We start from the raw sequence: 11,796 nt of genomic DNA on the forward strand, positions 1-11,796 counted from the left end.
CTAGTGTGAAAGGGTCCGGAAAATCGGACTTTTGGGGGCTACGAAGACGTACGGGGAGCTATGACCATGGCGTTGAAGAAAGTATTGGCAATCGTGTTGGCTGGCGGCGAAGGCAATCGCCTCATGCCTTTGACGGCGGATAGGGCCAAGCCAGCAGTTCCGTTCGCCGGGGGCTACAGGCTTATTGACTTTGCACTATCGAATCTGGTCAATTCGGGATATTTGAAAATCGTGGTTCTGACGCAGTATAAATCGCACAGCCTTGACCGACATATCTCCGAGACCTGGCGCATGTCCACACAGTTGGGCCGCTATGTAGCTTCCGTTCCGGCGCAGCAGCGCGTCGGCAAGAGCTGGTTCCTTGGCAGCGCCAACGCCATCTATCAGTCGCTGAACCTCATTCACGACGACGCTCCGGACATCGTGGTTGTGGTCGGCGCAGACCACGTTTACCGCATGGATTTCTCCCAAATGGTGGAACAGCACATTGCCAGTGGCGCGAAGGCTACCGTAGCAGCCGTGCGACAGCCGCTGAACATGGCCAACCAATTCGGTGTGATTGAAGTTGACCAGAACGATCCCCAGAAGATCGGGGCATTCGTGGAGAAGCCGGCCAGCACGCCAGGACTTGCGGCCGATCCCACCCAGTTCCTCGCCTCGATGGGCAACTATGTCTTCAATGCCGACGCCCTCGTTGAGGCGCTTCATGTTGACGCTGAGCGACTGGATACCAAGCACGACATGGGCGGGGACATCATTCCCTACTTCGTGGACAAGGGTGAGGCCGGAGTCTATGACTTCACGCTCAACGACATCCCTGGTGCAACGGAACGTGACCGTACTTACTGGCGGGACGTTGGCACCATCGACTCCTTCTACGACGCCCACGTTGACCTCATCTCCCCCGTTCCCATCTTCAATCTCTACAACTCCGAATGGCCCATCTACACCCGCCAGAGCATTTCCCCTCCCGCCAAGTTTGTGCGCGGCGGAAACAGCACGGTGGGTACGGCGCTGGACTCCATCGTGGCCAGCGGTGTGGTCATTTCAGGCGGCATCGTTGAAGGCTCCGTGCTCTCCAACGATGTCTTCGTGGAGGCGGGCAGCCGTGTTCAGGACTCGGTACTCATGGACAAGGTCCGCGTCGGCGAAGGTGCAGTGATCAAGCGGGCCATCCTGGACAAGAACGTCAAAGTCCCGGCCGGCGCTGCGATCGGACTGGACCCGGCGCTGGACAAGGCCCGTGGCTACAAGGTCACCGAATCCGGGATCACAGTCCTTGCCAAGGGACAGCTTGTACCTGAACCTGGCGAAGAGGAGCTCGCGTTGTCCGCAGAGTACCGCCGGGGCCTGCCGGAAGCCGTTAAGGCTGCGACGCAGGATGACCCCGATATCCGGGATTCTGCAGAAAAGGTAGCTGCAGGCATTCAGGCCCGGGTAGTAGACGCAGCGTCAAACGGCGCTGGCCGCTAGGCTCCCCTTCATCACCGGTTGCGCTGGTAGAACCCGAGGCAGGCCCCAGGCTCCCAAGGCTGTAAAATCAGGTCAATGAGCTCCACCGATCTGACGCCTGAAGAGATCCAGGCCTGCCTCAAGGTTCTGACCACAATCCACGTCTATGACGAGGAGCACCCGGACTACGTCGCGGTCCGCCGCGCAACGGGCAAAATGTTCAAAGCCGTCAAGCGGCACCGCCGCGTCACCAAGCGGGATCTGATCGCGGAAGCAGACCGTGCAGTCATTGCCCTCACGGCAACAGCTGCACCGGACCGCATTGACGACGAAACCCGTGGCAACAAGCTCGCTCCTTCAGCGACCGGCGAGGTCGCGGGTCACCTGATCCGTTCCCGCCCGTGCTACATCTGCAAGCAGCACTACACCCAGGTGGATGCGTTTTACCACCAGCTGTGCCCCGAGTGCGCTGCGTTCAGCCACAGCAAACGCGATGCCCGCACGGACCTCAGGGGTCGCAATGCCCTGTTGACCGGTGGCCGCGCCAAGATTGGTATGTACATTGCGCTCCGCCTGCTCAGGGATGGTGCCCACACCACCATCACAACGCGCTTCCCCAAAGACGCGGCACGTCGGTTTGCGGCCATGGAAGACAGCGCGGATTGGCTGCACCGCTTGCGGATCGTTGGCATCGACCTCCGTGATCCCGCCCAGGTGATGGCCCTGACGGACTCCCTGAACAAGGCCGGTCCGCTGGACATCATCATCAACAATGCCGCGCAAACCGTGCGGCGGACCGGTAACGCCTACAAACCCTTGGTTGACGCCGAGGACGAGCCCTTGCCGGCGGTATTGGAGGCTTCCAACGGAGGGCCCGAGCTTGTCACGTTCGGCCACGCCCATGACAAGCATCCACTGGCCCTGGCCAGCAGCGTCACCGAACATCCTGTCCTCGCCGGAGACGCGATCACTTCCCTGGCGCTCTCTACCGGCTCGGCGTCTTTGGCCCGGATTGAATCCGGAACGGCTATCGATGCCGGCGGGCTGGTGCCGGACCTCGCCACCATCAACAGCTGGACGCAAGTAGTGGACGAAGTGGATCCGCTCGAAATGCTCGAAGTGCAGCTGTGCAACGTCACAGCTCCGTTCCTGCTGGTCAGTCGGCTGCGCGATGCCATGAAACGCTCAACGGCACGACGAAAGTACATCGTGAACGTTTCGGCCATGGAGGGGCAGTTCTCCCGTGCCTACAAGGGTCCGGGGCATCCTCACACCAACATGGCCAAAGCTGCCTTGAACATGATGACGCGAACCAGTGCCCAGGAAATGTTGGATTCCGATGGCATCCTCATGACTGCCGTGGACACCGGTTGGATCACTGATGAACGTCCGCATTACACCAAGGTGCGGCTCATGGAAGAAGGATTCCATGCGCCCTTGGACCTGGTGGACGGTGCTGCCCGCGTGTATGACCCCATCGTGATGGGCGAGAACGGCGAGGACCAGTACGGAGTGTTCCTCAAGGACTACAAGCCCTCCCCCTGGTAGATCAAAAATCCTCGACTTGTGAACAGATATGGCCCCCAAGTGCTTTCTTGGGGGCCATATCTGTTCATTAACTGCTTATGCGAGGCGGGTGATCTCCACGGAAACGGATAGCCCCGAACCTCCGCCGCCGGACAAAATACCTTTCAGCGGCGGAACATCCCGGTAGTCCCGTCCCCTCGCCACGGTCACGTGGTAGTCGCCGGCAGGCTTATGGTTGGTGGGATCCCAGCTGCGCCATTCGCCGTCCCACCACTCCAGCCACGCGTGGGACTGCCCGGCAACCGTTTCGCCGATGTCAGCGGACGATCGCGGATGGATGTATCCGGAAACGTAGCGCGCTGGAATGCCCCGGCTACGCAATGCACCAATGGCCAAATGGGCGAGGTCCTGACAGACACCCTGGCGTTGCGTCCACGCCTGTTCGGCATTCGTCGTGACACCGGTGGTGCCCTTCATGTACGTCATCTCGCCGGCCATCCACGAAAAGACCGCCAACGCGGCCTCATGGGGGTTCTTACCGTCGACCACCCCTGGAATGATGCCGAGGACTTCCTCACCCGGACCGCTCAGGCGGGACTGGGGCAGCCAATCGCTGAAATCGTCCTGGACCTTCTCCGAGGCAATAACGTCCCAGCCCACGATGTCGTCCTCGGTTGCCACGCGCTCGGTCCGGTGCACTTCCACGGTGGCCGTGGCAAGGACCTCGAGGCTCTCGTGGGGCATCTGCATATCAAAGGCGGTGACGCGCGTGCCCCAGTAGTCGCGGTACGTGCTGACCGAGGCCTGGTTGGGTGAAACCTTCAGCGAGGACTCCAGGACCACCTGCTGGCCGTCCGTCAACGGAGTCATCCGCGCCTCGTTGTAGGACAACGTCACGCGTCGGTTGTATTTGTACGCCGTCTTGTGGACGATGCTCAGCCGGGTCATGAAACTTCTCCCACCCAGGCGTGCTCATCAGCCTGATTGAAGTACTTACGGGAAATCGCGTCCGAAGCCTGGGTCACGGCCTTCTGCACACGTTCCATATGCTCTGGCAATTCGGACATCAGGTCATCCGTCCGGTGGAACTCAAGGAACGTTCTGGCCTGCCCGACAATCCGACGCGCATCATTGATGAAGCCGACCCGCTGTGCTGAAGGATCCAGCTTTGCCAGGCACTCGTCCGCGTCGCGCAGGGCGTAGACGATCGAGCGCGGGAACAAACGGTCCAGAAGGAGGAACTCGGCTGCGTGCTGGTCGCCAAATGCGGCCCTCCGGGTCCGGATGAAGGACTCATAGGCTCCGGCGCAGCGCAGCATGTTCACCCACGACATTCCCGCGGACTGCACATCGCGCGTGGACAGCATGCGTGCTGTCATGTCGGCACGCTCAAGGGAACGCCCGAGCACCATGAACAGCCAGCTCTCGTCATGGCTGACGGTGGTGTCGGCCAGGCCGCGCACCATGGCGGTCCGCTCAAGGACCCAGTTGCAGAAACGGTAGGTTCCCACGACGTCCTTGCGATGCTGGCTGAGGCCGTAATACGTAGTGTTGAGGCTTTCCCAGAGTGACTGCGAGACGGTCTCCCGCGCCCTGCGTGCATTCTCACGTGCGGCGCCAAGCGAGCCCGCGATGGAGGATGCGCTCTGCTTGTCATAGGCAAGTGCATGCAGCAACTCCGGCAGGCCGAAGTCTTCGCTTTGTGGTTTCGCGCCCATTACGGCGAGGAGTTCGCGGGCCACACTGCGTTGCTCCTCAAGGGGCAGGTGGTTCAAGCGCTCCAGGTGCACGTCCAGGATCCTGGCAGTGCCGTCGGCCCGCTCCACATAGCGTCCGATCCAGAAAAGTGACTCGGCAATACGGCTCAGCATGAAACTGCGCCTCCTTCGCGTGGTGCTTGTCGAAGTTCAGGGTTTGATCGAGAAGTGATTCCGCTGAGGCCTGCGATCCGGCTCACTGCTGCTGCTCCGTTTGGCGGTCCCGCCAATTGCTTTCCACGGGCCACACAGAAACCTGCTCGCGCACCGTCACGGACTGGCGGGGAATGATCTCGGCAGGCATTTGTGGCGAATTGGCCAACACCCAGGTGTCTTTGGAACCACCGCCCTGGCTGGAATTCACAATCAGGGAACCTTCCTTGAGCGCCACACGCGTCAGGCCGCCGGGAAGGACCCAGACGTCGTCGCCGTCGTTGACCGCAAAGGGGCGGAGGTCCACGTGCCGCGGCCCGAATTTGTCTCCGGAGAGCGTGGGAACAGTGGAGAGCTGAAGAACGGGCTGTGCGATCCAGCCGCGCGGATCTGCAATGACGCGCTTCCGCAAAGCGTCAAGCTCTTCCTTGGAAGCATCCGGACCGATGACCAGGCCCTTGCCGCCCGAACCATCGACGGGCTTGACCACAAGCTCCTCCAAGCGGTCCAGAACATGTTCCCTGGCTTCCTTTTCTTCAAGCCGGAAAGTGTCGACGTTGGCGATGATTGGCTCTTCGTGAAGGTAGTACCGGATCAGGTCAGGCACGTAACTGTACACGAGCTTGTCGTCGGCTACGCCGTTGCCAACGGCGTTGGCGATGGTGACGCCACCAGCGCGGGCGGCGTTGACCAGGCCAGGGCAACCAAGCATGGAATCGGACCGAAACTGCAGGGGATCCAGGAAGTCGTCGTCGATTCGCTTATAGATGACGTCCACACGCTGTTCGCCGGCTGTGGTCCGCATGTACACACGGTTGCCGCGGCAGATCAGGTCCCGGCCTTCCACCAATTCCACGCCCATGAGTCCGGCAAGCAGGGTGTGCTCAAAATAAGCGCTGTTGAACACGCCAGGTGTGAGGACCACAACCGTGGGATCGTCGACGCCGGCCGGTGCGGTCTTGCGCAGCGCTGAGAGGAGCCTGCGGGGGTACTCCTCCACCGGCCGGATGTGTTGTTGGCCGAATGCCTCGGGCAGGCCCTTTGCCATGGCACGGCGGTTCTCCAGTACGTAGCTCACGCCGGAGGGGACCCGGACGTTGTCCTCGAGGACACGGAAGGTGCCTTCGGCATCACGGACGACGTCGATGCCTGAGACGTGGACGCGAACACCACCGGAAGGCTCGAAGCCGTGAACCGCACGGTGGAAATGGGCGCTTGTGGTGACGAGTTGCCGGGGAATGACGCCATCAGCCACCACGGCCATCCGGCCATACACATCGTTGAGGAATGCTTCAAGGGCCTTGACCCGCTGCGCCACGCCGCGCTCAAGGACGTCCCACTCATCGGCGGGGATAACGCGCGGGACGATATCCAGCGGGAATGGCCGCTCCTCCCCCGCGTAGTCGAACGTCACACCGCGGTCCAGGAACGTACGTGCCATGGAATCGGCGCGGGCGGTGACATCGGCCAGGGAAAGTTCGCGCAGTGCACCGGAGACCTGACCGTAGGATTTTCTGGCGACGTGGCCGGGAGCGAACATCTCGTCGTAGGCACCGCTGCGCGCAGCGGCCTCGGAATAATCCTGAAATAGGTCAGACATGGGAATTAGACAATCACCTTTTTGAGTCAAGCGCATTTCGCACTGATTGTGTCGCGGTTTCCGGAGACTCCCGGTTCGCCTTTCGGTGCCCCCATCCGGCAGGGTTGAGGCATGCCCTTGAACAGTCTTGCGCCCCACCTGTCCCGGCTGGGGCCGGGGTTGGTCCTGAGTATTGCCGCAACGGGGGTCGCCTTTACCGTCCACACGGTATTTCCGGCATTGGGGGTCATTCCCGTCATGACGCTTGCTGTTGCACTGGGTCTGCTCTCTGCAAATATACCGGGCACTGCTGTCTGGGCGGCGGGGCGCGCCCGGCCAGGCCTGGACTTCGCCGGGAAGCACCTCATGCGTGCCGGAATCGTCCTGCTTGGACTCAAGGTGAGCATGGGCGACGTCCTGGGATTGGGGTGGTTGTCACTGCTTCTGATTGCGGCCGTTGTAGTACTGAGTTTCGCCGGGACATATGGACTCGCGAAGATCCTGCGCCTTCCGGACGAGGCGGCCCTCCTGATCGCCACAGGGTTTTCCATTTGTGGTGCGTCTGCCATCGGTGCCATGGCAGCGGTACGGCGGGTCAAGCATCAGGACACTGTTCTTCCCGTGGCGCTGGTGACATTGTGCGGCACTCTGGCCATTGGAGTGCTCCCCCTCCTCATGCACCCCCTGGGCTTGAACCCGGAACAATTCGGAGCCTGGACCGGTGCATCCGTGCATGATGTCGGTCAAGTGGTTGCCACCGCCCAAACTGCGGGGACAGCGGCGCTGGCTGTCGCCGTCGTCGTTAAATTGACGCGAGTGGTGCTTCTGGCGCCCATCGCGGCGGCGGCAGGGCTCCACCAGCGGGTGATGCACGTCCGGCGGCGGTCCAATGGGGTACCAGGTCCATCAGGACAGCACGACGGCGACGGCAGGTTCCCGCCGATTGTCCCTCTGTTTGTCCTCGGCTTCATCGCGATGGTGGGCGTCCGCACCTTGGGGTGGGCGCCACCGGCAGCTCTGGAAGCCGCCGCCGGAGTACAGGACATCCTGCTTGCGACCGCCCTGTTTGGGCTCGGTTCCGCCGTGCGGGTGCGCACCCTGGTTCATACCGGTGGCCGTGCCGTTGCTGTTGCACTGGGATCGTGGCTGCTGATCGCAACGCTGGGCCTGGGCGCCGTATGGATCATGATTAGATAGCTGTGTGTCGAATCACAATCTCTCGCGCGACGAAGCCGCAACACGTTCAGCCCTGATCACCACCCACAGCTACGACGTCACCCTCGATGTCCGCGACGCGGCAGATCCCGCAACCGCCGGCTACCCGAGCACCAGCACCATCAGGTTTTCAGCCAAACCCGGTTCAGCCACCTTCCTCGATTTCATCGGCGGCGGAGTGAAGTCCGTGGTCCTGAACGGCAGGGAGCTTGATGTTGACCGTGCCGTGGACCGGGACAGAATCATCCTGGAAGGCCTCGCCACCGAAAACACCGTCACTGTGACCGGGACAGCGCTCTACAGCCGCTCCGGAGAGGGCATGCACCGCTTTGTCGACCCCGCCGATGGCCAGTGCTACCTCTACACCCAGTACGAACCGGCCGACAGTCGCCGCGTCTTCGCCAACTTCGAGCAGCCCGATCTCAAAGGCGAATTCACTTTCCACGTGATCGCTCCGGCAGGCTGGGAAGTCGCCTCCAATGGCGTGGAGACCGCCCGAACGCCTCTAGCGGATGATGCGGCAGCATGCTGCTGGGACTTTGCCACCACCAAGCGGATGTCCACATACATCACCACGATCCTCGCCGGGCCCTACTTCAAGGCGACGGATCATTGGGGAGCAACTCTCGACGACGGCACCCGCCTTGACGTGCCACTGGCCCTTTACTGCCGCGCGTCTTTGGCGGAGTCGTTCGATGCCGATGAACTCTTCCGGCTGACCAAGAGCGGGCTGGCGTTCTTCAACGAACTTTTCGACTACCCCTATCCTTGGGGCAAATACGATCAGGCGTTCGTGCCCGAGTACAACCTCGGCGCAATGGAAAACCCCGGGCTGGTCACCTTCACCGAGAAGTATGTCTACGCTTCGCGGGCAACGGACGCCCAGTACCAGGCCCGTGCCAACACACTGATGCACGAGATGGCCCACATGTGGTTCGGCGACCTCGTCACCATGACCTGGTGGGATGACCTCTGGCTGAAGGAATCCTTTGCTGACTACATGGGGACCCTCGGCGTGGACCGCGCCACTGACTGGGATACCGCATGGGTGAATTTTGCCAGCAAACGCAAAGCCTGGGCCTATGTACAGGACCAGCTGCCTACCACGCACCCCATCGTTGCTGACATTCCGGACCTCGAGGCGGCCAAGCAGAACTTTGATGGAATCACGTATGCCAAAGGGGCCTCTGTTCTGAAGCAACTGGTGTCTTACGTAGGCTTTGATGACTTTATTGCCGGGTCCCGTCAGTACTTCCGGGACCACGAGTTCGGCAACACCTCGCTACAGGACCTTCTGCAGGCGCTCAGCGTCGCGTCGGGAAGGGACCTTGCCGGCTGGGCGCGCCAGTGGCTGCAGACATCGGGCATTTCCACGATCACGGCGGACATCGTTGATGACAACGGGATCATGGGCACCGTGACGCTCCAACAGGATGCAATCGACCCCCTGACCGGCAGGCAGGAGTTGCGGACCCATCGACTCCGGTTGGGCCTGTATGACCCCGATTCCTCCGGCCACCTCGTCCGGCGAGAGAGCATCGAGCTGGACGTCTCTGGCCCGAGCACGCTGGTGGCCGAACTGGCAGGGAAGCCCCGGCCCGCCCTGCTGCTGGTCAACGATGAGGACCTCAGTTACGCCAAGGTGCGGCTGGACGTCATTTCGGAGCACACGGTCCGCAGTTCCCTGGGCACCATCCAGGACCCCATGGCACGTGCCCTGTGCTGGACCGCACTGTGGGATTCGGCTCGGGATGGCGCTACGCCAGCGGTTCGGTACGTTGCCGCCGTCGAACAATTCGCAGCCACCGAAACCGGCATCGGCGTCCTCCTGAACGTGCTGGGCAATGCGGCCACCGCTATTGAACGTTATGTCCCCCCTGTCATGCGGGAAGGCGCGCGTAAGGACTTCCTGGCAGTCGCCGCCGCCCAATTGCAATCCGCAGCCCCTGGATCCGACCATCAGCTTGCGTGGGCCAGAACCCTGGCCGATGTTTCCAGGCACGGCGACAGCGAGCTCCCACTGCTGCGGGGCATCCTGGAAGGCGGCACCGTTATTGAGGGCCTGGCCGTTGATGCTGAACTGCGCTGGAGTTTCTGGCAGGCCCTCGTCGCCCATGGACAAGCCACGCAGCGCGAGCTGGACGCTGAACTTGAGGCGGACAAGACGGCCTCCGGCCGTGAAGGCCATGCAGTAGCCTCCTCAGCCCGCCCTGACCCCTCCGTAAAGGCTGGAGCATGGGACGCAGCAGTCAACACCACCGGCCTGTCCAACGAGATCCTCAGTGCAACAATCACGGGTTTCACCATTGCGCCCAGAGACCTCCTGGACCCATACATCGAGCCCTACTTTGAATGCCTGGAACGTGTCTGGGCTGAGCGCAGTATCGAAATCGCAGGCAGGATCGTCAGGGGCCTCTACCCCGGCGCCCAGGATTTAGCCGCCGGGATGGAGCCGATCACGCATCCAGTGCTGGTGAAGACTGACCGGTGGCTGCATGAGCATGCCGATGCACCCCGCGCTTTGCGCCGCATCATCATCGAACAGCGCAGCCACCTGCTACGGGCGCTGACGGCGCAGGCCGCCGGTTAGGGAACCCTGTACAACCACTCCTCTGTGCCGAACTTCGTTTCCACCCGCTTCCTGGCCTCCGAAAGTTCGTCGTCCGACACGCGGGACTCAACTGCACCGTAGCGTTCCGTAAAGACTTCCTGCATTGCATGGATGATAGCGGCGCGGGCCAAGCCGGTCTGCCGGCGCAATGGATCCACTCGCTTCTTGGCGCTTCGCGTGCCTTTGTCTGAGAGCTTTTCCTTGCCGATGCGCAGGACCTCCACCATCTTGTCAGCGTCGATGTCATAGCTCATGGTCACGTGGTGCAGCATGCCTCCATTGGCGAGCCGTTTCTGGGCCGCGCCACCGATCTTGCCTTGCTCAGTGGCGATGTCATTGAGGGGAACATAGAAAGCCGTGATGCCAAGCTTCTCCAGCGCCGCCATGACCCATGCGTCAAGGAAGGCGTAGGAATCAGCGAAACTGATGCCGTCCACCAACGTCTGCGGTACGTAGAGGGAGTAGGTGATGCAGTTGCCGGCTTCCATGAACATTGCACCGCCACCACTGATCCGGCGGACTACCGTGATGCCGTGCCTGAATACGCCTTCAGGATCGACTTCGTTGCGAACGGACTGGAAACTCCCGATCACCACTGAAGGTTCCTCCCAGTCCCAGAACCGCAGGGTGGGATTTCGCAGTCCCGCGCCGACTTCTTCCGTGAGGACCTCATCGAGTGCGACGTTAACCTCGGTGGGCAGGACCGTAGGCGGGATAATTTCCCATTGGTGATCGGACCAGCCTGTGGCTTTGGACAGCGCACGGCGGACGGTCACTGCCACGGCCTCCGCCGAGAATCCAAAAAGCACGGACCCTGGGGGCAACCCGGCTGAGACAGCTGCAGTGATGTCTGCAGCCGACGTCGTCGAAGGCAGGCCCGTCAGCGCCGCATTGATGTCCTGCAGGGCTTCGTCCGGCTCCAGGAAGAAGTCGCCACTCAGTGAAACGTTGGCCAAGAGGCCGCCTTGGACGTCCAGATCCACCACCACGAGTTTGCCGCCGGGAACTTTGTACTCCCCGTGAAGGCGAGTGGCGCCGTCGTCAATGTAGTTAGTGGGCTTTTCGGGTACGGGCTGGGACGTCATGCGTTCCATCTTGCCGGAAAACAAAAAAGCCCGCATTGCTGGAAATTCCAGCGATGCGGGCTTTCGAAAAGCTTTGGGGTGAAGTGGGTTACTTCGTGCCGCCGAAGCCCTTGAAGCGAGCGTTGAAGCGCTCGACGCGGCCAGCGGAGTCCATGATGCGCTGCTTGCCCGTGTAGAACGGGTGGGACTCCGAAGAGATTTCGACGTCGATAACCGGGTAGGTGTTTCCGTCTTCCCATTCGATGGTCTTCGAGGAAGACACGGTCGACTTGGTCAGGAACTTCGTGCCGGAAGCCAGGTCGTTGAAAACAACAGCTTCGTACTTCGGGTGGATATCAGACTTCATAATGGGACCTTTTGTTCACGCAACTGGATTTTGCCAGCTGCCAGGTATGAATGGAGGTGGTCCGCCTGCTG

9 protein-coding genes are annotated in these 11,796 nt (G+C 61.5%); 4 read left to right on the forward strand and 5 right to left on the reverse strand.

Annotated elements, in window-relative coordinates:
* The first annotated feature begins 60 nt into the window (after window positions 1-60).
* Together glgC and AC1DD5_RS11745 are read left to right on the forward strand one after the other, a co-directional pair.
* On the forward strand, window positions 61-1,473 hold the full coding sequence (gene glgC, locus AC1DD5_RS11740) for a glucose-1-phosphate adenylyltransferase (protein WP_442005354.1): 1,413 nt from the start codon (window positions 61-63) through the stop codon (window positions 1,471-1,473).
* Window positions 1,474-1,548: 75 nt separating this feature from the next.
* Window positions 1,549-3,000, forward strand: a complete 1,452-nt coding sequence (locus AC1DD5_RS11745) for an SDR family NAD(P)-dependent oxidoreductase (RefSeq protein ID WP_477521530.1) — start codon at window positions 1,549-1,551, stop codon at window positions 2,998-3,000.
* A 75-nt stretch (window positions 3,001-3,075) separates the two neighbouring features.
* Here the strand turns inward: AC1DD5_RS11745 and AC1DD5_RS11750 are convergent, their stop codons facing one another.
* The 3 genes from AC1DD5_RS11750 to AC1DD5_RS11760 form a co-directional block, all read right to left on the reverse strand.
* On the reverse strand, window positions 3,076-3,927 hold the full coding sequence (locus AC1DD5_RS11750; protein ID WP_442005356.1) for a transglutaminase family protein: 852 nt from the start codon (window positions 3,925-3,927) through the stop codon (window positions 3,076-3,078).
* Window positions 3,924-4,850: an alpha-E domain-containing protein gene (locus AC1DD5_RS11755; RefSeq protein WP_216925742.1), complete on the reverse strand. Its 927-nt coding sequence runs from the start codon at window positions 4,848-4,850 to the stop codon at window positions 3,924-3,926. Before AC1DD5_RS11755 ends, AC1DD5_RS11750 begins: the two co-directional genes overlap by 4 nt.
* Before the next feature lie 82 nt (window positions 4,851-4,932).
* The gene (locus AC1DD5_RS11760; protein ID WP_442005357.1) at window positions 4,933-6,489 is read right to left on the reverse strand and encodes a circularly permuted type 2 ATP-grasp protein; all 1,557 of its coding nucleotides are present in this window, start codon (window positions 6,487-6,489) and stop codon (window positions 4,933-4,935) included.
* A 111-nt stretch (window positions 6,490-6,600) separates the two neighbouring features.
* Between AC1DD5_RS11760 and AC1DD5_RS11765 the strand changes: the two genes are divergently transcribed.
* On the forward strand, window positions 6,601-7,665 hold the full coding sequence (locus AC1DD5_RS11765; protein WP_477517356.1) for a YeiH family protein: 1,065 nt from the start codon (window positions 6,601-6,603) through the stop codon (window positions 7,663-7,665).
* A 4-nt stretch (window positions 7,666-7,669) separates the two neighbouring features.
* Window positions 7,670-10,273: an aminopeptidase N gene (gene pepN, locus AC1DD5_RS11770; RefSeq protein WP_477521531.1), complete on the forward strand. Its 2,604-nt coding sequence runs from the start codon at window positions 7,670-7,672 to the stop codon at window positions 10,271-10,273.
* On the opposite strand, the gene AC1DD5_RS11775 is transcribed toward pepN, so the two are convergent.
* Window positions 10,270-11,379 (reverse strand): lipoyl protein ligase domain-containing protein, encoded by a 1,110-nt coding sequence (locus AC1DD5_RS11775; RefSeq protein ID WP_477521532.1) that lies wholly within the window; start codon window positions 11,377-11,379, stop codon window positions 10,270-10,272. The genes pepN and AC1DD5_RS11775 overlap by 4 nt on opposite strands.
* A gap of 88 nt (window positions 11,380-11,467) precedes the next feature.
* A complete protein-coding gene (locus tag AC1DD5_RS11780) occupies window positions 11,468-11,725 on the reverse strand; it encodes a type B 50S ribosomal protein L31 (RefSeq protein ID WP_216925747.1) in 258 nt (85 codons plus the stop codon).
* Window positions 11,726-11,796: the final 71 nt, after the last annotated feature.

Source organism: Paenarthrobacter sp. 10L420, assembly GCF_056395385.1.

What these genes read in the sequence shown, in the direction of transcription:
- glgC (WP_442005354.1), top strand. Translation starts at nt 61, where the DNA reads ATGACCATGGCGTTGAAGAAAGTATTGGCAATCGTGTTGGCTGGCGGC.
- AC1DD5_RS11750 (WP_442005356.1), bottom strand. Translation starts at nt 3,927, where the DNA reads ATGACCCGGCTGAGCATCGTCCACAAGACGGCGTACAAATACAACCGA.
- AC1DD5_RS11775 (WP_477521532.1), bottom strand. Translation starts at nt 11,379, where the DNA reads ATGACGTCCCAGCCCGTACCCGAAAAGCCCACTAACTACATTGACGAC.
- AC1DD5_RS11765 (WP_477517356.1), top strand. Translation starts at nt 6,601, where the DNA reads ATGCCCTTGAACAGTCTTGCGCCCCACCTGTCCCGGCTGGGGCCGGGG.
- AC1DD5_RS11755 (WP_216925742.1), bottom strand. Translation starts at nt 4,850, where the DNA reads ATGCTGAGCCGTATTGCCGAGTCACTTTTCTGGATCGGACGCTATGTG.
- AC1DD5_RS11780 (WP_216925747.1), bottom strand. Translation starts at nt 11,725, where the DNA reads ATGAAGTCTGATATCCACCCGAAGTACGAAGCTGTTGTTTTCAACGAC.
- AC1DD5_RS11760 (WP_442005357.1), bottom strand. Translation starts at nt 6,489, where the DNA reads ATGTCTGACCTATTTCAGGATTATTCCGAGGCCGCTGCGCGCAGCGGT.
- AC1DD5_RS11745 (WP_477521530.1), top strand. Translation starts at nt 1,549, where the DNA reads ATGAGCTCCACCGATCTGACGCCTGAAGAGATCCAGGCCTGCCTCAAG.